The 26242-nt window shown below is 38.7% G+C and carries 23 protein-coding genes; 5 read left to right on the forward strand and 18 right to left on the reverse strand.

The genetic code is table 11. From position 1 onward, the window contains the following. Positions 1-246: 246 nt before the first annotated feature. From IGK72_RS11820 to IGK72_RS11845, 6 genes are all read right to left on the reverse strand, one after another. Complete coding sequence (locus tag IGK72_RS11820) at positions 247-1455, reverse strand: ABC transporter permease (RefSeq protein WP_002359134.1); 1209 nt, start codon at positions 1453-1455, stop codon at positions 247-249. Continuing rightward, the gene (locus tag IGK72_RS11825; RefSeq protein WP_002365285.1) at positions 1452-2126 is read right to left on the reverse strand and encodes an ABC transporter ATP-binding protein; all 675 of its coding nucleotides are present in this window, start codon (positions 2124-2126) and stop codon (positions 1452-1454) included. Before IGK72_RS11825 ends, IGK72_RS11820 begins: the two co-directional genes overlap by 4 nt. Continuing rightward, positions 2119-3285, reverse strand: a complete 1167-nt coding sequence (locus tag IGK72_RS11830; RefSeq protein ID WP_002359132.1) for an efflux RND transporter periplasmic adaptor subunit — start codon at positions 3283-3285, stop codon at positions 2119-2121. The genes IGK72_RS11825 and IGK72_RS11830 overlap by 8 nt, the downstream gene beginning before the upstream one ends. Before the next feature lie 171 nt (positions 3286-3456). Continuing rightward, positions 3457-3756 (reverse strand): rhodanese-like domain-containing protein, encoded by a 300-nt coding sequence (locus IGK72_RS11835; RefSeq protein WP_002355066.1) that lies wholly within the window; start codon positions 3754-3756, stop codon positions 3457-3459. Beyond that, positions 3749-5398, reverse strand: a complete 1650-nt coding sequence (locus IGK72_RS11840) for an FAD-dependent oxidoreductase (protein ID WP_070416091.1) — start codon at positions 5396-5398, stop codon at positions 3749-3751. The genes IGK72_RS11835 and IGK72_RS11840 overlap by 8 nt, the downstream gene beginning before the upstream one ends. Continuing rightward, entirely contained in the window at positions 5399-5713 is a 315-nt protein-coding gene (locus IGK72_RS11845; protein WP_023895466.1) for a rhodanese-like domain-containing protein, read from the reverse strand. It lies immediately after the preceding gene. Positions 5714-5881: 168 nt separating this feature from the next. On the opposite strand from IGK72_RS11845, the gene IGK72_RS11850 reads away from it, so the two are divergent. Further along, positions 5882-6142, forward strand: coding sequence for a metal-sensitive transcriptional regulator (locus IGK72_RS11850; RefSeq protein WP_002355063.1), 261 nt, complete (start codon positions 5882-5884; stop codon positions 6140-6142). Positions 6143-6187: 45 nt separating this feature from the next. On the opposite strand, the gene IGK72_RS11855 is transcribed toward IGK72_RS11850, so the two are convergent. Both IGK72_RS11855 and IGK72_RS11860 read right to left on the reverse strand, forming a co-directional pair. Further along, on the reverse strand, positions 6188-7447 hold the full coding sequence (locus IGK72_RS11855) for an MFS transporter (RefSeq protein WP_002368361.1): 1260 nt from the start codon (positions 7445-7447) through the stop codon (positions 6188-6190). Positions 7448-7544: 97 nt separating this feature from the next. Then, positions 7545-8753, reverse strand: a complete 1209-nt coding sequence (locus IGK72_RS11860; protein WP_002355061.1) for a pyridoxal-phosphate-dependent aminotransferase family protein — start codon at positions 8751-8753, stop codon at positions 7545-7547. Between the two features lie 171 nt (positions 8754-8924). Here IGK72_RS11860 and IGK72_RS11865 point away from each other — a divergent pair, with 171 nt between their 5' ends. Then, positions 8925-10550, forward strand: a complete 1626-nt coding sequence (locus IGK72_RS11865) for a PucR family transcriptional regulator (protein WP_010710916.1) — start codon at positions 8925-8927, stop codon at positions 10548-10550. A gap of 117 nt (positions 10551-10667) precedes the next feature. On the opposite strand, the gene allE is transcribed toward IGK72_RS11865, so the two are convergent. From allE to sylA, 6 genes are all read right to left on the reverse strand, one after another. Further along, entirely contained in the window at positions 10668-11453 is a 786-nt protein-coding gene (allE, locus tag IGK72_RS11870) for a (S)-ureidoglycine aminohydrolase (RefSeq protein ID WP_002384779.1), read from the reverse strand. Positions 11454-11474: 21 nt separating this feature from the next. Beyond that, positions 11475-12698 carry an allantoate deiminase gene (allC, locus tag IGK72_RS11875; RefSeq protein WP_002383320.1) on the reverse strand — a complete coding sequence of 408 codons (1224 nt, stop codon included), beginning with the start codon at positions 12696-12698 and terminating at the stop codon, positions 11475-11477. Between the two features lie 181 nt (positions 12699-12879). Next, positions 12880-14244, reverse strand: coding sequence for an allantoinase AllB (allB, locus tag IGK72_RS11880; RefSeq protein ID WP_023895460.1), 1365 nt, complete (start codon positions 14242-14244; stop codon positions 12880-12882). Continuing rightward, entirely contained in the window at positions 14245-15741 is a 1497-nt protein-coding gene (gene allW / locus IGK72_RS11885) for an allantoin permease (RefSeq protein ID WP_023895459.1), read from the reverse strand. A gap of 594 nt (positions 15742-16335) precedes the next feature. Continuing rightward, positions 16336-16848, reverse strand: coding sequence for a GNAT family N-acetyltransferase (locus tag IGK72_RS11890; protein ID WP_002399070.1), 513 nt, complete (start codon positions 16846-16848; stop codon positions 16336-16338). 18 nt (positions 16849-16866) lie between these two features. Beyond that, entirely contained in the window at positions 16867-17319 is a 453-nt protein-coding gene (gene sylA / locus IGK72_RS11895) for a transcriptional regulator SylA (RefSeq protein WP_002359121.1), read from the reverse strand. Positions 17320-17511: 192 nt separating this feature from the next. Here sylA and IGK72_RS11900 point away from each other — a divergent pair, with 192 nt between their 5' ends. Continuing rightward, positions 17512-18204 (forward strand): hypothetical protein, encoded by a 693-nt coding sequence (locus IGK72_RS11900; protein ID WP_023895458.1) that lies wholly within the window; start codon positions 17512-17514, stop codon positions 18202-18204. 163 nt (positions 18205-18367) lie between these two features. On the opposite strand, the gene IGK72_RS11905 is transcribed toward IGK72_RS11900, so the two are convergent. After that, on the reverse strand, positions 18368-20029 hold the full coding sequence (locus IGK72_RS11905) for a SulP family inorganic anion transporter (protein WP_070416088.1): 1662 nt from the start codon (positions 20027-20029) through the stop codon (positions 18368-18370). 176 nt (positions 20030-20205) lie between these two features. Here IGK72_RS11905 and IGK72_RS11910 point away from each other — a divergent pair, with 176 nt between their 5' ends. Continuing rightward, positions 20206-21273 carry a choloylglycine hydrolase family protein gene (locus IGK72_RS11910; protein WP_002384771.1) on the forward strand — a complete coding sequence of 356 codons (1068 nt, stop codon included), beginning with the start codon at positions 20206-20208 and terminating at the stop codon, positions 21271-21273. A gap of 103 nt (positions 21274-21376) precedes the next feature. Here the strand turns inward: IGK72_RS11910 and IGK72_RS11915 are convergent, their stop codons facing one another. Continuing rightward, positions 21377-22789, reverse strand: coding sequence for a glycoside hydrolase family 1 protein (locus IGK72_RS11915; protein ID WP_023895457.1), 1413 nt, complete (start codon positions 22787-22789; stop codon positions 21377-21379). Further along, on the reverse strand, positions 22782-24083 hold the full coding sequence (locus IGK72_RS11920; RefSeq protein WP_002397595.1) for a PTS sugar transporter subunit IIC: 1302 nt from the start codon (positions 24081-24083) through the stop codon (positions 22782-22784). The genes IGK72_RS11915 and IGK72_RS11920 overlap by 8 nt, the downstream gene beginning before the upstream one ends. A gap of 111 nt (positions 24084-24194) precedes the next feature. Between IGK72_RS11920 and IGK72_RS11925 the strand changes: the two genes are divergently transcribed. Continuing rightward, positions 24195-24947, forward strand: a complete 753-nt coding sequence (locus tag IGK72_RS11925; RefSeq protein ID WP_002372894.1) for a MerR family transcriptional regulator — start codon at positions 24195-24197, stop codon at positions 24945-24947. A gap of 46 nt (positions 24948-24993) precedes the next feature. On the opposite strand, the gene IGK72_RS11930 is transcribed toward IGK72_RS11925, so the two are convergent. After that, entirely contained in the window at positions 24994-26202 is a 1209-nt protein-coding gene (locus tag IGK72_RS11930) for a chloride channel protein (protein ID WP_023895456.1), read from the reverse strand. Between the last annotated feature and the right edge of the window lie 40 nt (positions 26203-26242).

The raw sequence follows: 26242 nt of genomic DNA on the forward strand, positions 1-26242 counted from the left end.
ATTCCTGTAATCCCCGATTTATAAAGGATTTCCAATAGTCTTATTTAAAAAATGTTTGTTATTTAATCCTCAACGTGCTATTTTTTTAATTTTTTTCTTTTTTATTTAACTGACAAACGTCAAAAGGTTGGTAGCTAATATCAACCTTTTGACGTTTGTTAGCTACTTTCTCTTGAAATCTTTGGATTTTTTTCTACTTTCACTAAAAAAAACAGCCAAAAATGGCTGTTTCTTTGCTGTTTATATTTATTTCATAATATCGATCAAGTCTTTTTTTGAAGCTGCCGAGGCAGGGAAATAGCTAAATACAACCCCGATAAAGACAGAAATCCCAATGGCTAATGAAACGGTCATTAAATCTGGTCGAACAGAAAACGGTAGTGCCATTGAGGCTAAGTAGGCAATAATCATTCCTAAAAGATAACCAGTAATTCCGCCGATTAAGGTCAAGGCAATCCCTTCTGTTAAGAATTGCTTTTTAATATCACTGGCTGTCCCGCCCAATGCACGTCGGATACCAATTTCCTTAATCCTTTCTGAGACCGAAATGTACATCATATTCATAACGCCGACCCCAGCAATTACCAGTGAAATGGCCGCAATTGCGGAAATAAACAAGGTTAAATTATTTAATAAAGAGCCCATTTCTTTGATGGTATCTTTAACATTATATTCTTGATACGTCCCACTGTTTTTCATGGTTCCTTGTTGAGAGAGAGTTTTTATTGTTTCTTTCAATACTTGATCTGGTTGATAGCCAGGTGCTACTGTTAGTTTCAACGTAGATGTATCTTTTAGCTTGCCGAAATAATGTTCATAGGTCTTTTTGGGAAAATAAAGCAATGAGTCATCATTACCTGGACCAATGGCACCGCTGGTATTGGTTGTCACGCCAACAATGGTAAAAAGTTGCTCTTTATATGGAAAAGTTCGATTAACTGCTGCAGTTGGGTCTTGGTAGAGTTCTTTGGCAACCAGTTCATCCACCACCACTGTTTTATCCAGTTTTGCATTGTCTCCATCATTCAGTTGGCGTCCCGCCAACAATTCTTTGGTGGTTTTGTCGGCAAGTTCATAGGTTACGGAAAGATTTTTCGGTCCTGCTTGAAAATTCAGTGTACCTTTTTGGGCGCCATCAACTTCTCTTTGATCAAAATCAATTTTTTCTACGCCAGGAACCATGCGCACGACCCCTAAATCATTGTCGGTAAACATCGCTTGGTCACTAAACATATCCGAAGTGTTGTAGGCCGAAAAAGAAATCTTTTTCACATTTTCTTTTTGTTTTTCAGCAGATAATTTATCGACCATGTCTTCTTTAAAGCCGTTACCGATAGCCACGATGGTAATCACCGAAGCGATCCCGATGACAATCCCTAGCATCGTTAACAAGCTGCGTCGCTTATTTTTCAAAATGGAACGGAAGGCGGTTTTCCAAATAATTGAACGTTTCATGTCAGCACCTCCTCTAAAATCTTTCCATCACGAACTTTAATCAAACGATTGCAGTATTCAATTGTTTCTTCATCATGTGTCACTAAAATAATGGTGACACCTTCATTGTTTAATTGCTGAAAGAGCGTTAAAATTTCTTCCGATGTTTTACTATCTAAAGCCCCAGTTGGTTCATCTGCAATAATAAAACTTGGCCGATTGACAATCGCACGCGCAATGGCAACACGTTGTTGTTGTCCGCCCGAAAGTTGTTTTGGATGCTTCTTGCCTTTATCTGGCAAGCCGACTTTTGTCAGAACTTCGTGGACACGATCTTTGGCTTCTTTTGGGGTTAACCCACTATATAAAAGAGGTAATTCAATGTTTTCTTCAACTGTTAGTGTTTCAATTAAACTAAAATTCTGAAAGACAAAGCCGACTGCTTCATTTCTAATTCGGGATAGTTCCTTATCAGAAAAGTCGCCAATTTCACGGTCTTCAAATAAATACGTTCCTTCAAACTTTTTATCAATAAAGCCTAGCAAATTAATCAAAGTCGATTTCCCAGAACCAGAAGGACCCATAATCGCTAAAAATTCTCCAGCGTCTACTTGGAGGTTAATATCATCTAACACATGCAGTGTTTCTTCTTCGGAATAATAATATTTATGAATATGGGCTAGCTTAATCATTGGCAGCTACCTGAACATCTTGATTATCTTTTAATTCTTTATTGGGATTGGCAATCACTTGGTCTTTCCAATTCAAGCCACTTTTGACAACTTTACGACCTAAATTTGTTTCTGTTTCAATCGGTGTTTTTTTCGCTTTGCCCGCTTTGTAAACATAGACAAATTCTTTTTGGCCTTCTTTTTGGATTGCTGCTGTCGGTATAATCATTTGCTTTTGCGGCACAGCGATGCTAGTAGACAAGCCTTCTGCCCAAGGAAAATCACCTTCTACTGTAAATTGATAACTCACTACTGGATTGCCTTCATTTTTAGCTATTGGGGTTTGCGCAATGGAAACAATTTTGCCTGGTGCTGATTTGCCTGAACCAACGGTCGTCACTGTTACTTCTTCCCCTGTCTGTAATTTATCGTAATCATATTCGGTTACTTTTCCTTGAATATTTTTCTTTTGTGTTGCAATTTTAATGACTGGTTTGTCGGTACTACTCATGGCACTAGCATCAACAGTGACTTGGCCATCAATTGGTGCTGTAACAACTGTGTTGACTTTGCCACGTGTTTGTTCAAGCGTGTTTGCTGCTCCGACGGCATCACTGTTGGCTAATTGAAGGGCTTGGTTAGCTTGGGCGACTTCACTATTCGCAGCACTAACGGCTTCATTCAATTGCTGAATTTCCGCATTTAGTGTTTCTTTCTCTTCAGCCTCTTTTGCGGTGTTTAATTTTTGCTTGGCTGCAGCAACTTTGTTTAACGCTTCATTGTATTTTTGAGTGGCTAAGTTAACGTTCTCTTGTGCTTGTTGAACTTGAAGATTGTTCCGATTAACGGCATTCGCTTGTTCTGTTTCTGTGGCTTGGATGTCTGAGTTATTGTACGTTAACAATGGACTATCTTTCTTGACTTCTTTACCATTTTCAACATTTATTTCGGCAATTTTTCCTAGAGAAGGATCAAAGAAAATATCCCGAGTATCTAGAAAACTCACTTGACCATCTAATTTTAATGAGGCCATTTCTGTAATGGTATACGTTGTGTATTCAGGTTCAACTTCTTTTGAAGAAAAAACTGTTTTTGCTCCGATAAATCCGACGACGACCACTGCGGCACCAATACCGAACCACACTTTTTTATTTCGCTTCTTCTGGCCTGACTTTTTCATTTATTTGTTCCTCCTTGATTTCTGTTGACGAGTTTGTCATTTTATTTAGTATATAATGAATAAAAAAACTGGTCCCTTCATCTTCCTATCATTCCTCTTACAGTTTTGACACATCTTTATCTAACAAAAAAACGTTTATCCTGTGTAAAAGGATAAACGTTTTTTGTTATTTTATTGTTCTAATTGACCCAACCAGCCAGATGTACCGCCTAGAACATTGGTTACTTGATACCCTTGTTGACTGAGAAACGCACACGCTTGTGCGGAGCGCGATCCCATTTGACAAATCAGATAATAGGGTTGGTTTTTATCTAATTGCTGATAATTTTCGGTTAAAGTACTTAAAGGTAAGTTGATGGCCTGGGGGACATGCCCCAGTTGGTATTCCATTTCTTCTCGTACATCAATAATCGGTAATTTTTTTCGTTTTGCTTCCTGATAAAATTCAGGCATGCCAATCGTGTTATACATTTTCTAGTTCCTCCGGTTTTACCATTCGATATAGCGCAAAAGCACCATCTAAATTTTTGGCTGAGATGCCCGCTTGTTTTAGCATCCGTTCTGCAATATAACTACGCAAACCGCTGTGACAACTAACAATGTACTCCGTTGACTTGTCTAATTCCTCCAAACGTTCTCTTAACCCATTTAAAGGAATAGAGACAGCATTTTTAAATTGACCATTGGCTTGTTCAGCGGGATTACGGACATCTAATAAAACAGCCCCATTAGCTAATTCGTTGGATAACTCATACCATTGAACGTTTTCACTCAATCCTTCTGCAAGGTTCATCGCTGCATAGCCTAACATGTTCACAGGATCTTTCGCTGAACCAAACGGCGGCGCATAGGTAAACTCTAATTCAGGCAAATCAAAAATAGTTAACTGTCCTTTAATAGCGGTCGCAAGAATATCAATCCGCTTATCTACGCCCTTTGCCCCAATTCCTTGTGCACCATAAATTTCCCCTGTCGTAGGATGGAAAACTAATTTTAACTGAAGATCTGTTGCGCCAGGATAATACCCCGCATGGTCTTTTCCACTGATATGCACAACAGCTGTTGTTAGTCCAGCAACTTTAGCAGCCCGTTCGCTTAAACCAGTTGAAGCAGCGGTTAAATCAAAGACTCGCACAATGGCGGTCCCAATGCTTCCTTGATTTTTTCTCTCTAACCCAGCAATCACATCCGCTACTTGACGTCCTTGGCGATTGGCGGGAGAAGCTAAAGAAATCAGCGCATCTTCTTGAGTGATTTGTTGTTTCACTACAATAGCATCCCCAACCGCATAAATATCGGGTTGATTCGTTTGATAGTGTTCATCAACAACAATACCGCCACGTAAACCAGTTGCTACACCTGCTTCAACTGCTAAGGTATTTTCTGGTTGGACACCCACCGACAAAATGGTTAAATCAGAAGCTAATGTTTGACCGTCTTCTAAGCGAATCACTTGCCCTTCTTCTTCAAAAGCAACCGCAGATTGTCCCGTAATTACTTGAACATTGTTTTTACTTAATTCAGCTTTGACAAAAGCGGCCATTTCTTCGTCTAATGGCGGTAAAACATGAGGCGCTTTTTCCACGAGAGTGACTTCTAATCCGCGTTTTTGTAAGTTTTCTGCCATTTCCAAGCCAATGAAGCCTGCGCCAATCACGACGGCTCGTTTTGTTTCTGGTGTCAAGGCTGTCATAATTTGATCTAAATCAGGAACATTTCTTAATGAAAAAACATTTTTGGCTTCTGCCAATCCTGTAATTGGTGGCACAAAAGGTTTCGCCCCTGGTGATAAAATTAATTTGTCATAGTGTTCTGTTAAAATTTCTGTTTCATGTTTCACTGTGATCACTTTTTCTATTGGATCAATCGCAACGACTTCATGGTGAGGACGAACATCTAAATTAAACCGTGCCTTTAACGCTTCGGGTGTTTGAACAAGCAGTTGCTCTCTTTCTGCGATTTCGCCAGAAACGTAGTAAGGCAAACCACAGTTTGCAAATGAAACAAAAGGGCCTTTTTCCATGACAACAATTTCAGCATCTTCCATTAAGCGACGTAAACGTGTCGCTGCTGACATACCACCAGCCACGCCTCCGATAATTACAATTTTCATTTATTTTCCTCCTTTAATTTGACCAGACCATTGGGACATCCCGCCACGAACGTTAATCACGTGATAGTTTTTTCTCGCTAAAATTTTGGCCGCATTTTTGCTGCGCATGCCGGACTGGCAAATCACATAGACTTCGTTAGCGGATTTGTTGTAGGCGGGAATTTTGTTAAGTGGGACATTAATCGCTTGTGGAATATGCCCTGCGCGGTATTCGCTAGGTGTCCGGACATCTAATAACGTTATCTCTTTAGATAAACGTGACTGCAATTCCTTTGTTGAAATACTTAGCGTTTTTTTAAACAATTGAAATAACATCTTTTTCTCCTTCTCTTATATACCTTATGGGGTATATTTAACATGAAAAAGATAGACTTGTCAACTGAAGAGATTTCTGCCATTTTTAGATTCAAAGAAAAGATAGTTGACAAAAATACCTCGTGTAGGTATATTTTAAACCAATCACTACTCTTAAGGAGGGGCAAAATGACTGAAGAAAAAAAGAAAGTGCTGAATCGTTTACGCCGCACAGAAGGTCAAATTCGCGGAATTCAAAAAATGATTGATGAAGAAAAAGAGTGTATCGATGTTATCACTCAGTTGAGTGCGGTCCGTTCTAGTATTGATCGCGTAATGGGGATGATTGTTGCGGAAAATTTAAAGCATTGCTTTGAAAATCCTGAAAAAGATCCTAAAGAACAAGAAGAGCGATTAGCACAAGCGATTAATATGATTGTTAAAAAGTAAAACAACGCAAACTTATTCAGCGAAAGATAAGTTTGCGTTGTTTTTTTATTTATTAGACGAATCTGCCCCGCGTTTTTTTAAATTAACAAGCATAAAAAGAATCGTGCCAATTAGTAAAATCACGACGGCGATATAAAAGCCCATGACTTTCGAACCCGTTGTGTCTGAAATTTTCCCAGTTAAAGCTGGGGCAATCACAGATGACATCATGCCGAAAAAGTTAAAAACACCCAAAGTAGTGCCAATTCCAATTTTTGGTGCATTTTCACCTAGCCAAGAAATAATAATCGGTTCTACAGCTAATTTCCCTAAGAACCCATACATAATTAAAGCAATTAATAACAACGTTGCATTACTTACTTGTACAGTTAACAAAAGCATGGCTGTTGCTAAAAATTCTAAAACAACGATGAATTGAACTTTTTTATGCATGTACTTATCCGCCAACCGACTAAAAAATAACGCTCCTGGAATAGAGGCAAATGCGACCAGCGAAGAGGACAATCCAATTGCTGCTCCTTGGAAACCACGTTCGGTACTTAAAAAATTAGGTAACCAAGTCACAATCATATAATATGCATAACAAGTGCCAAAATATAAAATATACGCAAATAGCATATGTGGCGCAAACAGTTTTTTAAAGGGCACTTTTTCTTTTACCGCTCCGTTATCTTTTTCATCAACAACGGTTGGCTGAATCAAGGCCATGTCTTCTTTATGATTGCGAATAATCACTTGAAAAGCCACTAACATACAAATAATCATAAAGGCGGAAATGTACATCATCACTTGCCAAGGCAATCCTTTTTGGGCAACTAAATAACTAGATAAAATCATCCCTAAACCTGAACCAACGGCTGAACCACTGTTGACAATAGCTGTTGCAAAACTTTTTTTGGCTTGAGGAATGTTTTGCGACGTCAACGAGTAAGCCGAGCCATAGAAAGAACCACATCCTAAACCTGCCAATAAGCTACCTAAGTAAATTGTTCCAATCGTTTGGGCTTGGGCAATCAGTAATGCTGCCAGCGCAAACAAGATAAAGCCTGGAATTAATACACGTTTTTTCCCAATTTTGTCTACCAAGAAGCCTGCAGGAATCTGCATGACTACGTAACCGAGAAAATAAAAGCTAGAAATGGACCCTAGGGCCGTATCGGAAGCGTTACCATTTAGAGACGCACGAATTTGTGGATAAACAGGAGAAAGCGCGGAACGATAAATCCAGATTGTTACCCAGCCCATACATAGTAAAATAACGATTTTTTTCCAATAAGCCAACGAACTTTTTGTCTTGTCTGTCATTTTCTTTTCCTCCACCAATCATTTTTTTGGTTAACGTTTCACAAGGAACAAAAGCACTACGCTTTTTTACGTAGTGACCTTTGTCCTACCTTCTTTTTTAGTTTAAATACTCAGCCAATGCATGAGTACTACCGCTACCGCCTTCAAATTGATAACCTTGGTGTTTCAATACAGTCTCAAAGGCACTTAAGAAATGCAACACATTGTCTTCGCGACTGCTGTAACCCATATTACCGACCCGCCAAATTTTTCCTTTTAAATCACCGAAGGAAGAGGCAATTTCAACTTTAAAATGATCCAATAATAAGCTCCGCACTTTTTCACCATCAATTCCTTCTGGAATGACCACAGGAATGACTGTTGGTGTTTTTGTGTCTAACTTCCCGAAAATTTCTAAGCCCATTTTTTGCAGACTTTCAACTAAAATACGATCGTTTTTCCGATGGCGTGCGTAGACATTTTCCATGCCTTCTTGAAGTAACAAGCGCAGCCCTTCATGTAGCCCATAAATCATTGTAGTCGCTTCTGTATGGTGATTTAAGCGCTCTGGTCCCCAATATTTTTCTAATTGCGATAAATCCAAGTAGTTACTTTGAATGAACCGTTCATTCCGCGCATCCGCGCCAAGCCCTAACTCTTTTTGGTAACGGCCCGCCAGATAGTCGGCCACACGTTGGTTGTAAGTAATCAAAGAAAGGCCTGAAGGTACACTGACACATTTTTGAGTGCCTGCTACCGCAATATCAATCTTCCAATCATCGACCTTTGTTTCGACACCGCCGTAAGTCGCCACCATATCTACTACGAAGAAAATTTCATTTTCCCGACAAAAGGCGCCAATTTGATCCAGCGGTTGCATTTGTGCATTCGCCGTTTCGCCGTGGACCATCGCAACAATTTTTGGTTGATGTTCTTTAATCGCTTCAATCACCGTTGTTTGTTCAAACGGTGCGAGCCAGTCCTTTTCTAAATAAATGACTTCGGCCCGGGCGCGTTCGCAAATTTCACCTAATAAATAAGCAAACCGGCCATACGCAGGCACAAGCACTTTGTCGCCTGGCTCAATCAACGCAAATAACCCCGCTTCCAAGCCTGAACGTGACGTGCCATCAATGGCAAAGGCTTGTTGATTCTTTGTGGCAAAAGGTACTTTAATCATTTCCCGAACTTCGTCCATAATCTGTAGAAATTCTGGATCAAATTGCCCTAAAATTGGTTGACCCATTTGACGAAGTACCGATGGATGGGCTTCGACTGGTCCCGGCGTCATGATTGTTCGCCGTACAAAATTTGGTTGTTGATACATAGTAATCCCTCACTTCATTTTTAATTCTTCTCTTTTATTATCTTTGGAAAAACCCAGAAATTCATTGTTCAATTTGCACTATTTTGACTTTGTTTTTTAGACATATTCAATAACTATCTTTTGTACTCCTTTTTATTCTTCGCTATACTATAAAAAAAGGAGGTTGTTGTGATGAAAATATTAGCTGAGGTCTTGGCTTTACCAAGATTTTCTGACTTACAATTATTATCGTCTCACTCAAACTTAACACAGCCCTTGGAAAGTGTAGAAATCACGGAAACACCTGATGTGGCTGATTTTATCCCTAAAAATGTCATGATTTTAACAACGGCAATGATTTATAAAGATGATCAAGAAAAATTGAAACCTTTTATTGACTCGCTAAAACAAGCAGAGTGTACGGCTTTAGGAATCAAAGTTGGGCGGTTCCTTGACGAAATTTCACCAGAAATTGTTGCCTATGCCAGTGCCGTTGATTTGCCCCTGATTAAAATTCCTAGCACACAGCCACTAGGCGGGTTGTTGCATGAAATTGTAGGCTATCTTCGTGATAGCAAAACCGAACAGATGTCTGTAGCATTTGACATACAAAAGCGTTTTTCAACATTATTAATGCAAGATGTTGATGCTACGCGCTTCATCGCTGAATTTGCGAAAATTTTAAATGCGCCAATTATTTTATTAAGTCCTTGGCAACAGGTGATTGCCCACTCGAATTATTTTTATGGCAATCAAAAATCGGCGGAGTTTTTCATCGAACAATTATCAAAAGACCACTTTCAACAATTGGCACAAGAAAAGAAAATCTTTCGTTTACAGGATGAGCGACAAGAAAACATTCAAGTAGCTGGCTTTCCAATTCGTGTGAACGATTATTTTCCCTATTATTTATTGGTCTTATCTCCTGAACAGATTCCTTATCCTATTTCTGAATTTGCCATTGATCAGGCCATTTTAGTTTTGACTTTTATGTTATTTAAAAACCAGAAAATTGCTGAATCTTTTGAGCATCTCAAAACAGACTTTTTGGACCGCTTGCTTGATACACATCAAGAAGCGCTGAGTAAACATCAAAATTGGTTGGAACTTTGGAAAAATTATCGTTTAATCAACAGTGATTATTATCAATTAGCGATTGTCTACGGCGTGACTAAACCAGAAAATGAAACCCATATTCGTTATCAGCAAGCGGAAGGGCAACTAATTTTCCAATGGCTCAAAGAACAATTGCCGGAAATCCTGCCAGATGTCGCCTTGTTTAAATTAAAAAATCAAAATAAAAGTATCTTGATTTTTCAATCTAAAAAAAATGACCATTTGATGATTTTGCAAAACCTCGCTGAACGTTTGCAACAGGCTTTGCCTATTACCATTCGCTTTGCTTTAGGCAATGCTTATGAAAACCTAGAAGATTTGCCTAATTCTTATATTGAAGCTTCCTCGACATTAGAGGCTTCTTTACACGCTCAAAAACCAGCGACTGTGCAATTGTTCCATCCCAAAGGCCTAGCTGGACTTTTTGAAAAGATTGGCACTGAAGATGTTGAATACTTTTGCCAGCAACAATTGAAAGAGTTGGCCTATCCGACGGAACCGACGTTACAAGAATTACGAAAAACCTTGAAAGTTTTTTTAGATTTCAATTGCGAAATTACTAAAACGGCCAACGCTCTTTACCTACACAGAAACACCATTAAATATCGCATGAATCAATGTGAAAAATTATTAGGCACCTCTATCCAAGAGCCTGAGACGAGTTTACTCTTACGGGTAGCGCTAGAACTTTCAGGAAAATAATTAACAGGAAAATAGCCGAATAAAAGTAACGTCTACCAAGAAGAAGGACTCTACCGTTCACCACTGCGTGTTCAAATCCTATTGTTCCGAGGTCATTACTTTACATTCGGCTTTTCTTTATAATTCTGGTTCACGATTGGCATCTTTGGAATAAACGTACATTAGCGGTTCTTCACGACCAACCGCATAGGCTGCTTGTGGCACATAGGCACTCATGAAAATATAGTCCCCTTTTTCCACTGGATACCATTCATTGTCCAAATTGTACATCCCTTGACCACTAATTAAATACGCACCATGCTCTTGGACATGCGTTTCAATATAGGCATGACTAGCGCCTGGTTCAAAAGATAAGATATGCATATTCATATCAAAGTCAAACTCTTTCGGCAATAAACTCCAAAGTAAAACGTCTGTCATTCCTTCATATTCTTCGGGTTGTTGGTCATGAATTGACCCAACCACTTTATAAGGTTGATGGCCTGCCAACGGCTGATAGCGTTTTTTATATAAGAAAACTTCTGTGTCCGCTTCCTGTGCGTTCGCTAAATACATTTTCATTTCAGGCGTAAAGTAGGCGTAGCCCCCGGCTTCAAGTTCATGAGTTTCTTGACCATCTGAAACGCGCAAACGACCGTCAATGACATAAACCAACGTTTGAATCCCGTCGCCACCAAAACCAGTTGTTTGTTGACCATTTTTATGAAACGTAGCAATGTAATCCACAAATGTCGCACCTAATTTAGGCGATCCCAAAATGGAAATATCGACATTTTCAAAACCAGGTACTGCATTTTGCACCAAACCATCATGGGGAATAATGGCGTAATTGTCTTTTTTTATCACAGCTCTTGATGTTAACAATTCTTTTTGGTAACCAACTCGATTATTTTTATAACCCATCACAATTCTTCCTTTTCTATCTTATTTATACGCTAATTCATATAAGGTATCTGCTAAAAGCTTGACGCCTTCAACCAAATCTGGAAATGCCGTTGCTTCTGCTGGATTATGACTAATCCCACCAATACTTGGCACAAATATCATCGCTGTCGGGTAATGGGGCGCAATAATTTGCGAATCATGCCCAGCACCACTATGCATCATACGATACTGATACTTGCCTTCTTTGGCTTTTTGTTCAATAACTTCTACAATTGCTTGATTCATCGGTACAGGGGCTTCATCCATCCAGCGGTCAATCGCAATCGTTAAGCCTAATTCTTGAGCAATTGTCTTCATCCGTTCTTCTAATTCACCTGTAAAATGTCGTAAAAAAGCAGCGTCGGTATGACGGCAGTCAATTGTAAATTCCACTTCTCCAGGCACCACGTTGACTGTATTGGGTTTCGGAATGACTTTGCCGAATGTTAAAACTAACGGATCCCCAATTTCGTTCGCACGATCAATGGCTTCTGCACAAATTTTAGCAAAGCCGTACACCGCATCATGACGGTAACTCATTGGCGTAGTGCCTGCATGATTGGCTTGTCCTTTTAAGTTAACCGTGTAGCGACGTTGCCCTACAATACTATGAACAACACCGACTTGGAGCTTTTCGTTCTCTAAAATATTGCCTTGTTCAATATGAATTTCGACAAATGCTTCAATGTCCTCACGTCTAGTTTGCTCCTGCCGAAAATCAAAGCCTTGGCGATGCATCTCATCAACAAACTTTTTACCTTCGTTGTCAGAGATATCGACTACTTCTTCACGTTTGGCTTCACCAACGACATTTTTGCTTCCCCAGAAAACCGTTGGAAAACGACTCCCTTCTTCTTCAGCCATGGAAAGCACTTCTAAAGAACGCCGTGGTTTCCCATATTTGTCTAATAAATATTGAACAGCCGTCATGGAAGCAATAACACCATATTGACCATCTAAGGTCCCACCATTTACTACTGTGTCGATATGTGACCCAGTTAAAATCGTTTCCTGAGGAAATTCCGTTCCTGCCACTCGACAAAACAGATTCCCGACTTCGTCAAATTGCGTTTCCAGTCCAAACGCCTCAGTTTGGCTTTGCACATACTTTTGTGCTGCCAACCACGAATCTGTATAAAGTAAGCGTGTCATCCCTCCTGCAGGATCACTCCCAATTGCTGACAACTCTTCGATTCTTTGTTTTAAAACTTTTTCCAAGTCCATCACAAAACCTCCTGACTGATTACACTCTGATTGTAAACGTTTCCCTAGTCATCTTCATTGTACTTATCAAACAAAATTAAGCCTTTTTTTGTGCAAAACAACCAACGAACATCCTCTAACTCATGGACAGAGGCGCTAATTCAATCACACTTCTGTCCCTTTTCATTTCTAAAATAGGTGTTTAATTTTTGATAAATACGCCGTTAAACGCCTCGGTTACCCCAGTTTCTTGTGCGTAAATTGTTTCGCCTCTTAAAATTGTTTGAATCACTTGGGCCCCAATTTCACGACCAATGTAAGGACTAATTTTATTTCGGTATTCTAAATCTTCTGCTTTTAAGATATACGGCGCATTAGGTTTAATTAGTACAAAATCGGCATCCTTACCAATGCTGATGCGGCCCTTTTGTGCTAAGTGATAACGGTCAGCTGGGTTTGCTGCAATCATATCCGCGAATTGTTTCAAGGATAAACCACGTTTTTGGACGGCTTCATCGAATAACACATCGACGTTATTTTGAACACCAGAAATGCCGCCCCAAGCTTCAAAAGCATTGGTTGTATCTTTTAAGTCTGGCGTACAAGGAGAATGGTCAGAGGTTACAAACGCGATGCCGCCTGTTTGCACGTGGTTCCATAATGCGGCTTGTTGGTCCGCGTCACGAATCGGCGGCGAACATTTGACAACTGGACCAATGGCATCAAGTTCATCCGTGGTAAAATATAAATAATGCGTACATGTTTCACAAGTCACATCTACCCCTTCTGCTTGGGCTTTTAAAACTTCTTCCACACCTTCTTGACAAGCCACATGACAAATATGAATCCGACAACCTGTTTCTTTGGCAAATAAAATGGCTTTTTGAATCGCTTCAACTTCGGTAAACACAGGACGTGTAGCTACATATGCCGCTAAAGTCGTTTCACCATTTTGATAAGCTAACGCGCCTAATTTATCCGTAATTGGCGCATTTTCTGCATGGATTGCTAGCACTTTGCCAGTCTTGGCGACTTGTTTCATTCCTTCATATAGCGAATAATCGTCGACATTTTGAAAATCTCCTTCAATTGAACGATCGCCGCACGTTCCTAAAAAGCATTTATAGCCGGAAACGCCTCCTTCATCAAGTTCCTGAATCCCACCAGCCAAGTTGGTCGGGACCACGCCGCCAAATGACCCTACATCTACTTTTAGTTTATTTTCTCCTGCCTTGTATTTGATCTCAAGAGAGGTCTTATCCACAGTTGCTGGAATCTGATTTAAAGGCATTTCCATAAAGGTCGTCACGCCCCCTTTGGCACAAGCGGCTGTTCCTGTGACATACCCTTCCCATTCATCGCGGTAACCACCACCAGGATCGGTAATATGAACATGAGCATCCACCATCCCAGGACTAACGACTAAACCCGTCGCATCAATCACACGTTCTCCTGATAAGTCTTGCCCAATCGCTACGATTTTTCCTCCTTGAACGGCGACATCCGTAATGACTTCTCCAGTTTCTAAAATAACTAACCCGTTTTTAATCACTAACTCTACTTGCATTTATTTTCCCTCCTGATAAGCTGTTTCTTTCACTTTTTTTGAATCCCAAGTCCATTTTTTTAACACTAAGTACAGCACAAAACCTGTGGCAAAGCCCACAAACCACGAAATATCAGCAATGATTTTAACCTGTGGAATAAATTGACCACTTAAGGAAAGAGCCAACGCTAGAATAGTAGCGACATATGCCGGCTTGTTTAATCCGTAAAAAGGATTGGCTTCCTCTTTTTTGTATTTATCTACGTATAAAGCATTTAAATCAATTTGTTGCTTTTGAACAAAATAATAATTCGCAATCATCACACCAGCGACTGGTCCTAAAACAGCCCCAATTGCGTTCAGAAAAATAAAAATACTATCGGCGTTTTCCATCAGTTTCCAAGGCATAATGAGAAAGCTAATAACACTGGCAATCATGACGCCTTTTTTATACGTCATTTTTTTAGGAAACAGCGCCGCCAATTGATAACCTGCCGGAATGATGTTCCCCGTTGCATTCGTTGAAATAGTCGTTAATAAGAAAACCGACATGGCTAAGACCACCACCGCCACATTATCTAAACGATCAATAATGTTTAAAATATTCCATTCTTGAATCCCAAAATACAGCGAACCACCTAACAGAATAACCACACTGGAAAAAGCGAAAATCCCATAACCAACAACTAAACCTGCTGTTTGCCCCACAACCTGAGCACGTGTCGAGCGCGCATTCTTAGTAAAATCCGCCACACTCGCACCAGGCGCTGACCAAACGGCCACAACCGAGTTAAAAATAATCAGATACGCCACAAGTGGATTGACTGAACGAATCGCACCAGAAACTTGATAGGACAAAATTGGTGTTAAACCGCCCCCAGCTCGAATGGCCCAAATCGTTAATCCAATAATAACGACATAAATCAACGGACTTAAAATGGCGGTAAAACGGTTCAAAATTTTGCTACCACCGAAACCTATTGCCACATTTAAGAGCCAGAAAAGAGTAAACGCCATTAATTCAGGTAGCCTGAGACCAAAAAACTGGAATGATCCACCAATTTCTAAAAAGTTCGGCCAAAATTTCCCGAGAATAATTAATAAAGCGAGCGATCCTGTAAATGTTTGCAGACCAAACCAAGCAATTGCGGCCACACATCCTCTTAAGAACCCTGGCAGTTTTGCCCCGAGACTGCCGTAAGTAGACTGTAAGTGCATCGCAAAAGGAATGCCATATTTAGAGCCAGCCACGCCATTCAAATTCATGAAAGTTGCTACAATGAACGAGCTTAACACAACTGCCAACATAACTTGCAGCGGCGATAAACCTAAGAAAATAAAGCCGCCCACTGCTGCATAATTCGGGATATTATGAATCGAACCCATCCATAATGTAAAAAAATTGCGCGCGCCCATTGTCCGTTGTTTCGGGCTACTTGGCAACAAATCCTCATTGTAGCCACGTGCTTTCATCGCTGTTTCTTCTTGAGCTGTTACTTGAGACACATTTTTCTCCACGACAAACTCTCCTTTTTATTAAAAATTTTTTTCTATTAAAACACCCTGCCTTCTCTTTTTTGTCACTTTTGCACAAACATGCGTACTACTCTCATCACACGAATTGTAAGCGCTTTTTATAACAACAATCATTAGTTACCCCAACTAAATAACAAACGATTCTTTGTTCACTTTGAACGAAAAAATAGCAACCTTTTTTATATCGTCCTCTCACTCTAGAAAGTAAGAAACAAATCTTTTTATTCACATATTATGTACAACTTCTCTTTTCAAATGCTAAAATACGCTTATTGTTAAAAATGACATAAACAAATTATACAGTTAAATGAAATCCAACACAACATTTTTTAATCAAACACACACAAATCAGATAAACTGAAGTGGATTTTCAGGAATAGACCCATCCTGAAAAAAGACACTGACAAAAGAGTTTTCTCACAAGATCGACAATTTTTCACAGATTCAAAATCTTCTTTTTCAATTTTTACGTTTTAAAAAATAACATTTTGAAAATAAAAAAATGCTTAATTTTAGTCAAAAAAATAAACAAAGATTTCTGATTTTATCAGAAATCTTTGTTTCTAAATTTTCTTGCTATAATTCCTTTAACAAAATAAAATCCGTCTGTTCATCGTCTCCCATAAAAAATGAATGTTGACTGTAATAGCGGTAGCCAATCGTTTTATAAAATGCCCGCGCCGCATCATTGTGTTCCCAGACACCTAGCCACAGTGCGTTTTTACCAAATTCACGAGCTTTCTCTTCCGCCAGTTCTAACAATTGTGTCCCCAGCTTCTTTCCTTTAAACGCAGGCAAAATATACAATCGCTCAACCTCGAGCTTTTCTGGCCCCATCGGTTCCGTTTGTGCCGTCTCACGATTTAATTTCATGTAGCCAGCTAATTGATTATCGACAAAGATAAAATAAAAGTCAGAGTGGGGATTAGCCAATTCCTTTTGTAATTTTTCTAAATTGTAGGCTTCTACTAAATAGGCTTGCATATTTTCTGGGGTATTATATGGTCCGAAAGTATCTGTATAAGTTTCAATGCTGATTTCTTGTAACGCTGGTGCATCTTCTATTGTTAATTGTTTTATTTCTCCCATCAATCAGTCGTCCTTTCCTTAATAATTTCGAGTGTTCCCTTTTTTGACAAATTCCCAATCTTCGCTGACATTTTTACGCATCCGGACTAAGTAATCTGCCAATTGTGAAATTTCCACTTCTGACAAGCCTTGCAAAGCAACTTGATTCGAGTGTTGATTTTCGCGCACAATGATTGGATAAACGTTTTTCCCTTTTTCTGTGGCATAAATCCGCTTAATTTTTTTGTTACTTGCATCTTCTTGACGATAAATAAAGCCTTGTTCTTCCAAACGCTTAATCGCCCGCGCCGCTGTGGTTCGATCAACTTTAATCAGTTCGGCGATCTTTTCTTGGATAATTCCAGGATTTTCACAGACCCTGACCAAATAAAGATATTGTCCTCGTGTTAAAGATAATTCCTTAAATTCAATATTACTGATTGAATCTAAGGCCCGCGCAATCATGCCAATTTCTCTTAAAATATCTGTCACTAGGACACTTCCTTTCGCTAATATTTTATGATTGTCATTACTTTAACTTATTTTTGTTGCAAATGCAACAAAAATAAGTATAAAAACTACAGATTTAAACAATTTGAGCATTCGTGAAAATAAAATAATTATTTCTTTTGTTATATTAACAAGTAAGATAAAATTAGTTATAGCGTCTATAGGAGGAATAGTATGAAAAAATTATTTTGTGTTATTTTAGTTATTTTTTTAACAGGTTGTAGTTCTCAAAAAGCGAATGAACCTAAAAAACAAGAAAATCCTACCAATCATACAACATCAATAAAAAGCAGTACTAATCATTACAGTTCTAGCACAGAAACAAGCTCTAGTAATAAACTAAAAGAAGCTTCAGAAAGTGCCAGTACCACTCAGGCTTCGTCAAAGTCTAAAAATGAAGTATCCACAAATGTCGAAGAAACAAATTCTTTAGAAGCAACACCTTATGCTGTCGATCTTAGTAGCTTAAACAATCCACTCGTATTTAATTTTAAAGGAATGAATGTGCCAACTTCAATTACGTTAGAAAACTTAAATTCAACACCAACTGCTACCTTCCGAACTAAATTGTTTGGGGCTGAAAATGATCAAGCGAAAGAAGCCATTAATAAATATGAGCTATCTATAAATACAATTCCTACAAAAGAGATTAGAATATTTTCAGCGGCCGATAACAGTATTCGCACCGTTAAAGTAAATACAGAATTAATTTTAGGAACTAATATTTCTTCAAACGATGAACAAAATAGATCGGGTACTTTATACTTATTCAACAATAAAAATGGTTCGATATCTTTAATCACTCCTAACTACGCAGGCAATGTTACGGATGATCAAAAAGACGTTATGCTAGAAGTAATTCAATAAATAACCAAAAAAATAATAAAGAGAAAACTTCATACTTAGAAGTTTTCTCTTTATTATTTTTTAGGAACTCCTCTAGAAACTCGTTTTAGTCCCCACTTATTTTTCTTATTTCTTCATCCATTAAGCACGCAATAGAAGATAGAACATTTCATTTGAAAATGGATTATTGTTCTGCAACATGCACCGTTTGTAAAAATTCTGCGACTGAGAAATGGTATTCTTTCTCTTGATTTCCTTGAATGGTTCGAATCATTTTTTCAACTTCTGGTTGCAGAGCGGCAAATTGAACTTGTTGTCCGCGACCTTCTGCTGCGAGACAAAATTCTTCTAAAATATCTAACGCCGTGCTATCAATGCTAGGAACTCCTCGCATTGAAAATACTACACCACTTTTTGTTTCCAATTGCAGTAACGTTTGTTTCAATCGTTCAGAAGACATGAAAAATAACGGGCCACTCAAATAAACCACCACCCAATTTTCCGTACAATCGGTCGGTACTAGCCCCATTCTTGACCAATCAACTTCCTCGACATTAATCGTAATCACGGCACTTTTCGCAATGAAAAACAGGCAACCCGCTAAGACCCCTAAAACAATCGCTAAACTCAAGTCAAAAATAACGGTCGCTACCATCGTTAAAAAGAATAAACATAAGGCTGTGTGGAAACGTTTCTGGAAGAATTCTTTAATCACCGACCATTCATTCATTCGCCACGCTGTCACCACTAAAACACCAGCTAACGCAGGCATGGGAATTTTAGACATGACTGGCGATAAAAGCAACATCGATAACAATAAAAAGACCGCATGAAAAATACCCGCTAAACGTGTTTGCGCACCAGATTTAATCACTACGCTCGTGCGGGCAATCGCTGCCGTTGCAGGTACGCCACCGAAAAATGGCAAAATTAAGTTGCCAATTCCTTGTGCCACTAGTTCCTGATTACTGTCTAATGGTTTCCCTGTCATGCGACCAGCCGAAGCGCCACAAAGCAAACTTTCAATCATACCTAACATAGCAATGCTAATCGAAGGCACCAAAATATCCTGAAACGCACTTAATTGAAGCGAACCAAGTTCCAAACGTGTATCACTAAAAATACTTGTCGGAATTTTCCCTACAGTGGCCACTGGCAGTTGAAAAACCACTGTTGCTAAAGTAGCTAAAATAATCATCACCAATGAAGCTGGTATCATCGCATTCCACTTTTTCGGAAAGAACACTAATCCAAGCACCACTAAAATCGACATAACCGTCGTTGGTATACTTAAATCAAAGCCCAATGAACGATAACTGCTGATTTTCTCAATTAAATTGTGGCCTTCTGAACGAACCCCAAAGAAATTATCAAGTTGCCCCAACGCAATAATAATAGCAATTCCTGAAGTAAACCCGGTAATGACCGGTGACGGAATAAAAGAAGTCAAGCTCCCTAAACGCAAAATCCCTGCCAAAAGCAAGAAAATTCCCGCCAAAAAGGTGGCCAACAAAATCCCTTGCATGCCATGCACTGCCGCAATTGACATTAAAATAGCTGCCATCGCACCTGTTGGTCCTGAAATTTGATAAAACCCACCCGAAAGGCTCCCAATCACAATTCCAGCGATAATCGCCGTGATCATGCCAGCTGCTGCAGTAGCACCGCTAGAGACCCCAAACGCTAACGCTAATGGCAACGCGACGGCTGCGACAGTCAAACCTGCCAAGAAATCTTTTTTCAATTTTTTTTGATCATACCCTTTAAATTCATCCCTTATCATTTGTGTGTACTTTTTAAACATTCGCATCCTCTTTTCATGAAATTTCCATTCTAAAGATATCATATTTTCGGAAAGATAATAAGGTGTTTTGTGAAGGAAATCGCTAAAAAATTTTTTTCACCTCATTTAGACAAAATTGTCTAATATTTTAAGAATTTAGCCACCGCTGTTTCCTAGAGTATGATATGCTTAACTAGTAAACAGGCTTCACAAACTTACATTAATTGGGGGAAACTATTATGTGTACAGGCATCAAGATTATTTCCAAAACAAATGATATTTTTTATGGACGTACGATGGATTTTACGTTTGACTTTTTTGGCAACGAAGATCCAATTGCACCAAAAATCCCTACTCTAATTGCTCAATTTCCAAAAGGTACAGTTCTAAATAGCCAACTAAATCCTTGGACGGCAAAATATTCCTTTATGGGACTAGCAATGTCAGGCACAGATCAACCAGCGAACGATGGTAAAACCGTCAGCCTTGCTATCACAGATGGTATCAATGAAGCCGGCTTATCTGGTGATATTCAATATTTAATGGAATCTTCAACAGCACCTGCTGAAAGTTTAGCAGATCGTGGTTTAACACCTCATATTGCAGAAGAAGTTCTCGCTTATATTTTGAGTAATTTTGAAAGCGTTGACGAAGTAAAAGTAGCTTTTGAAAAAATCGGCCTGTTAGATCAAAAATTCCAACTTGATTCATTGGGGGAAGTTCATTTTACCTTACACTGGACCATTAATGATAAAAATAATAATAGTATTGTTTTGCAACCAACAGATAACGGAGCGTTCGTCATTTATGATTCGATTGGCGTAGTCACAAACAGCCCAGAATACAATTATCATTTAACCAATGCACGAAACTATATCGGGATGCGCAACTATGCTATTAAGGAACCTTACACTTTAAAATCAGGCGCAACACTTGACCCAATTGAAGGTGGGACTTCTTACGGACTATTAGGAATCCCAGGAGACTTCACTTCGCCGTCACGCTTCATTCGTGCGTTATACTATTCTGACAATCTCCAAGAATTTGATAGCTCTGAAGGGATTATGCAACTCTATCGCGCCTTCCAAACAGTGATGATTCCTCGGGGAATTGGCCATTTAGGTCAAAGTAATTCTCTGTCTGATTTCACACATTATTGGTCAGGATATGATGTGACTAATCTAACCATGTATGTCCAACCAGAAAGTACTACCTCATTTACAAAATACACTTTGGATCCAGCTTTAACAGAAGTTACTACTTTTGCTGTTTCTAACGAGCTACTACTGACAGATTTAAATCAATAAAAACACAAACAACGTCTCTGACCAGGTAATTGGTCAGAGACGTTGTTTCGTTCATGCGTTTAGTTGTTCAGTTATTTTATCATACCACTCCGGAAAATAGAGCTTACAACTCTGCACCATTGGACTCAATGATCTTTTGATACCAATAAAAAGAGGCTTTCTTTTTTCGAGCCAGCGTCCCCTGACCTTCATCATCTAAATCTACATAAATCAAACCATACCTTTTACCAATTTCTCCAGTTGAAGCACTAATTGAGTCGATGGCACTCCAGACGGTAAAACCAATTACTGGCACACCATCTAAGACAATCGCTTGTTTCACTGCCAGCAAATGTTGTTGTAAATAATCAATGCGATAATCGTCATAAATTTCACCATTTTCTGAACAATGATCAACTGCTCCTAAGCCATTTTCAACAATCATAATTTCTTTCTCATATCGTTGATACAAACGATTTAAACTAATCCGCAGTCCCAGTGGATCCACTTGCCAGCCCCATTCAGATTGCTCTAAAAAGGGATTTTTCCCTCCTGTTGCCATATTTCCTGCTGCTGTTTCTGGTGCAGTAGTCCAACTCATATAATAACTTATACTAACAAAGTCCACTACACCTTCTCGTAAGTCTTGTTCATCTTCTTCTGTAATAGCTAGTTGGACACCCAGTTGCTCCAACATTTTTTTAGCCCACGGAGAATAATATCCTCGAATCTGAATATCACCAAAATAATAGGTTTCCTCATCATCCATCATTGCTTGAAAAACAGATTCAGGGTGACAATTGTGCGGATAAGTCGGGCCATACATAAGCATTGTTGCAAAACGATAGTTACTTGAATATTTCCGACCTAATTGAACCGCTTTTGCACTTGCTACTAACTGATGATGCGCCATTTGGAAAATTTCTTGATAATTTTCTGTATGAATCCCAGTAGAAAAATAAGGCATATACGTAATAACATTAATCTCATTAAACGGAATCCAATAGCGGACACGATCACTGAATCGTTGAAATAGCGCTTCACAAAAGCGTAAATAGAACGTAATGACTTGGCGATTTTTCCACGAACCATATTTTGTCACTAAATTTTCTGGTAAATCAAAATGTGAAATCGTTATAATTGGTTCGATTCGATGACGCTCTAACTCGTCCAAAATTTTTTCATAAAATAATAAACCTGCTTCATTAGGCCGTTCCTCTTCTCCAGTTGGAAAAATGCGTGACCATTGGATTGAAAATCGAAGACTTTTAAATCCCATATCAGCGAACAGTTGGATATCTTTTTGATAACTTTCATAAAAGCCAATCGCTCGATGAGAAGGATAGTATTGATTTACATCCACTTGTTGAGTTATTTGACGTTTCTCCCCTTTTTTACAACGCAAAGCTAAATCTAAATTACTCAAGCCTTTTCCGTCACGGTTATAGGCACCTTCTACTTGAGTAGCAGAAATTGCACCACCCCACAAAAAATCATTTGGCATACTGCTCAATTGTTTTTTTTCGCTGCTACTCATTTTCTTGTTCTCCTGTCGCTAAGGTCTGCTCTTCTTTCACTGCTCGTTCATCAGCCATACGGAAAAACGGATAATATAACAACGTCAGAGCAATTACCACAGCAATCATTGCCAACCCAAAGCGAATGCCGCCATAGAAAGTTTCTGCAACAACTGGTGGTGTCACCCAAGGTAATTCAACCGTTGGATTATAGTAATTTAAGAAACCAACTTTATAGAATAAATGTAACACCAAACCACCGACAGCTGTTGAACTTACCAACGGAATAAAGAAAATAGGGTTCAGCATAATCGGAACACCGAAAATCAATGGCTCATTAATATTGAAAATACTTGGTACAACACCTAATTTACCAAGGGATTTGTATCGTTCTGATTTTGCTCTTAACATACAAAAGGCTAAACCAATCGTATTCCCAGTTCCGCCAACCATAATAATACTAGAGAAAAACATAATTTCTGGATAAGGCAACGCTTGACCAGCAATAAATGCATTAATATTAGCTAAAAAGACTGGCGCCATCACAGCAAAGAAAATATTAATAATTGGACTTGGATGAATACCAAAAAACCATAATAGATTTGCTAGTGTAAAGACTACAATAACCGTCATTGGTGATTGACCTAATGATGCAATTGGTTTACTCACTAACTCGGTTAAAAAGCTCATCGCATCCCCCGAACCAGTATATGTGAAAATAGCTTTGACTAATAAAGCTACCACAAAAATTATCATGGCTACAAAGGTTGGACTTAACGAATCTGTCACCATCGTAGGAACGGAATCAGGTAATTTAATTCGTAAAAATTCTTTTTTCATTAAATAACTATATAACATAGTTACACCTAAACCGACTAGAATAGCTACAAAAATCCCGTCAGTCCCAATTGATGCTGTTTTAATGACAATTGTTTCTTCTCCACCTAATTTAACGGCAAACTGTGGTACCAAGATCAAGAAAAATGCCAAAGATAATATAACACTAGTGATGGGATTTTGTTTTTCCATCTTCGCAGTTTCATACGCAATAGTACAAACAATGTAAACAGCGTACAAGCCGCTGGTCATAGCAATGACTTCTTGAATGATTGGAGCTAACCCAATGGATGTTAAAAATTCTTGCCAAATTGGAATAGGAAAATTCCCCACAATTGCGATAAAAGCAACCCCTAAAGAAACGGGTAAAACAGCCATCATCCCATTAGTTAGTGCTTGAATGACCTTACTTTTTTGCATTCTTTCAGCGATTGGACCAATAAACTTTTCTAAAAAACGTTGAAACTTATCAAACATACAATTCTCTCCTCTTTCTAATTTACGTTGAGTATACACCTTAAAGTTACTTCAAGGTAAAGCGGTTTTATAAACTAATTTTGTGTTATACTAAAATTGAGGTGAATGCTGATGAACCAAGACCATCTTTACTCGCTAGAAACGATTGCTTCCTTGTTGAAAATTCCTAAGTCCACATTGCGCTATTGGGAAAAAGAACGGTTGATTCATTCTGTTCGAGGCGATACAAATGATTATCGACAATACACAACAGAACAGCTGATTGCTATCTGTGAAATCAAGTTTTATCGCGACTTAAATTTTTCCATTAAAGAAATTAAAAACTTATATACCAACCCATTATCAGATACCCAGAAATTACTAGAAAATGCACGTCAAGATTTAGAAGAACGCATTACACAGTTAAAACAAATTCACAGAAACTTAATCACTTATCAACAAAAATATGAAGAAGTCAGCCAACTACAAGAGGAAGTCTTGAAAGAAGAAATACCGCCGTTTAAAACTCTTTACTATTTCCACCCTGCAAAAGCAGAAAATCTTTTGCTTTACTTGAATGATCCAAGTATTTTAGGCTTTGTTTTATCACCAGATGAACAAACTATTGAACATTTTTCAACGACTAATAAAGACAGCGCCGCTTTCCCTTTAGTCTTACACTGGGAATTCGATGCTTCTAAAAGCTACTATAGTCAACTGATTCGTATAGAAGAAAGTAGCAATCAGTTGCAGCCACAACAAATTCAGAAAAATCTAATTTACTTAAAAGAACAAGGCTATCAAGTCCATCAACTATTGGGCCGCTATCTGCTTTCAAAAAAACATCAAGATTACTATCAACTATGGTTTGAGTGTTCTAATTAAAAAAACGTCAAATCGGCTTAATCCCCTAAGTCGATTTGACGTTTTTCTAGTTACTCTTAATAATTTTATTTTTCAATAGCCATTGTAAAAATAACACAAGGACTACAACTGGCCAAAGCGTGATTGGGAAAAAGAGCCCCACAAAAATGCCTGGTACAAGAATCGTCCCTAAAATCTGGGTTGTTAAACTCGTAGCAAAAATTGCGACAACAAAAAGCGAGTCAATTGTTGGGAAAAATTGTGCGACCGCAAACCCGATTAAAATAGCTGAAAAAACGACGGGAAAAATATCGCCACCTATCCAACCTGTCTGTAAACAAACTTGTAAAAATACTAGTTTCATTATCGCAGCGATCACCAAGATATACCAGGCTTGTTGACTACCAAAACTAGGAACTAAATGCATAAAAGATTGTCCTGAAAATAGTAATCTTGGCATTAAAATAACAAAAAGAAAAATACAGGCTGCACCAAAGCTTACCAGTATGCTTTGCTTTTCTTCAAAAGGTTGGCATAGTTTAGCCAGAGCAGCTTGCAACCATTGATAGGCGTTACCAATCACAAAAGCAGTTAATAAAGCGGGTAAAATCAGCCATAACGAAGCCATTTCAATTTTTCCAGTTCCTAACTTCGTAATAAACGATGGGTGTCCCACCAATTTCATTAAAAAGGTAAACACCACCAACCCGTTCACAATAAATAACCCGTTCATCACTTGTTTCAGTTTCTTTTTATCCGCAGGAGCGAGCCTTGTATCGTAGCGCTGAACAAACTGTTGCGGATGCAGCAAGCGCTGAATTTTTGTCCAAAATACTTGCTGTTCTTGCTCGTCATAATGAAAATAAAGGTACCGTAACTTATCAGATTGCCAGACTGACAACGAAATAATTGCTCCCAACAATGCGGCTTCAGGACCGACACCAGCCCCGAAAATTAAAATTACCAAGGCGGCCAATAAATTTCTAAACACACCTGAATAATCGACCGATTGTTTCGCCTTCAATTCTGTCAGCGCCTCATGCGCCGTTTGTGGTACTTGTCCGAAGCGTTTCTTCAGATAACTCAATACCAACGCTCCTAGCACACACAAGACAAAATAATAGAGGATTGGCCACTTCATTTGCGCTGGCAACACCTCCCAGAGCAGAGTCGTTAGCTCTCCTTCAATGATTAAAAACGCTCCTGAAATTCCCGCGATGATACTACTTAAAAATAACCCACTGACGATAATTGTCCACATTTTTCTGTTACGCATACTTCCTCCAAATGATAGTTGTTTCTTTTATAGTAGCAGA

The organism is Enterococcus sp. DIV0183 (assembly GCF_050541505.1).
Classification (GTDB): Bacteria; Bacillota; Bacilli; order Lactobacillales; family Enterococcaceae; genus Enterococcus; species Enterococcus faecalis.

Excerpts from the sequence above, each read along its gene's own strand:
- IGK72_RS11850 (WP_002355063.1), top strand. The coding sequence starts at position 5,882 with ATGACTGAAGAAAAAAAGAAAGTGCTGAATCGTTTACGCCGCACAGAA.
- IGK72_RS11845 (WP_023895466.1), bottom strand. The coding sequence starts at position 5,713 with ATGTTATTTCAATTGTTTAAAAAAACGCTAAGTATTTCAACAAAGGAA.
- IGK72_RS11840 (WP_070416091.1), bottom strand. The coding sequence starts at position 5,398 with ATGAAAATTGTAATTATCGGAGGCGTGGCTGGTGGTATGTCAGCAGCG.
- IGK72_RS11855 (WP_002368361.1), bottom strand. The coding sequence starts at position 7,447 with ATGACAGACAAGACAAAAAGTTCGTTGGCTTATTGGAAAAAAATCGTT.
- IGK72_RS11825 (WP_002365285.1), bottom strand. The coding sequence starts at position 2,126 with ATGATTAAGCTAGCCCATATTCATAAATATTATTATTCCGAAGAAGAA.
- IGK72_RS11890 (WP_002399070.1), bottom strand. The coding sequence starts at position 16,848 with ATGGGAGAAATAAAACAATTAACAATAGAAGATGCACCAGCGTTACAA.
- allC (WP_002383320.1), bottom strand. The coding sequence starts at position 12,698 with ATGGACTTGGAAAAAGTTTTAAAACAAAGAATCGAAGAGTTGTCAGCA.
- allB (WP_023895460.1), bottom strand. The coding sequence starts at position 14,244 with ATGCAAGTAGAGTTAGTGATTAAAAACGGGTTAGTTATTTTAGAAACT.
- IGK72_RS11860 (WP_002355061.1), bottom strand. The coding sequence starts at position 8,753 with ATGTATCAACAACCAAATTTTGTACGGCGAACAATCATGACGCCGGGA.
- IGK72_RS11930 (WP_023895456.1), bottom strand. The coding sequence starts at position 26,202 with ATGCGTAACAGAAAAATGTGGACAATTATCGTCAGTGGGTTATTTTTA.
- IGK72_RS11835 (WP_002355066.1), bottom strand. The coding sequence starts at position 3,756 with ATGTATAACACGATTGGCATGCCTGAATTTTATCAGGAAGCAAAACGA.
- allE (WP_002384779.1), bottom strand. The coding sequence starts at position 11,453 with ATGGGTTATAAAAATAATCGAGTTGGTTACCAAAAAGAATTGTTAACA.
- IGK72_RS11905 (WP_070416088.1), bottom strand. The coding sequence starts at position 20,029 with ATGATATCTTTAGAATGGAAATTTCATGAAAAGAGGATGCGAATGTTT.
- IGK72_RS11915 (WP_023895457.1), bottom strand. The coding sequence starts at position 22,789 with ATGAGTAGCAGCGAAAAAAAACAATTGAGCAGTATGCCAAATGATTTT.
- IGK72_RS11925 (WP_002372894.1), top strand. The coding sequence starts at position 24,195 with ATGAACCAAGACCATCTTTACTCGCTAGAAACGATTGCTTCCTTGTTG.
- IGK72_RS11820 (WP_002359134.1), bottom strand. The coding sequence starts at position 1,455 with ATGAAACGTTCAATTATTTGGAAAACCGCCTTCCGTTCCATTTTGAAA.
- IGK72_RS11910 (WP_002384771.1), top strand. The coding sequence starts at position 20,206 with ATGTGTACAGGCATCAAGATTATTTCCAAAACAAATGATATTTTTTAT.
- IGK72_RS11920 (WP_002397595.1), bottom strand. The coding sequence starts at position 24,083 with ATGTTTGATAAGTTTCAACGTTTTTTAGAAAAGTTTATTGGTCCAATC.
- IGK72_RS11865 (WP_010710916.1), top strand. The coding sequence starts at position 8,925 with ATGAAAATATTAGCTGAGGTCTTGGCTTTACCAAGATTTTCTGACTTA.
- IGK72_RS11830 (WP_002359132.1), bottom strand. The coding sequence starts at position 3,285 with ATGAAAAAGTCAGGCCAGAAGAAGCGAAATAAAAAAGTGTGGTTCGGT.
- IGK72_RS11900 (WP_023895458.1), top strand. The coding sequence starts at position 17,512 with ATGAAAAAATTATTTTGTGTTATTTTAGTTATTTTTTTAACAGGTTGT.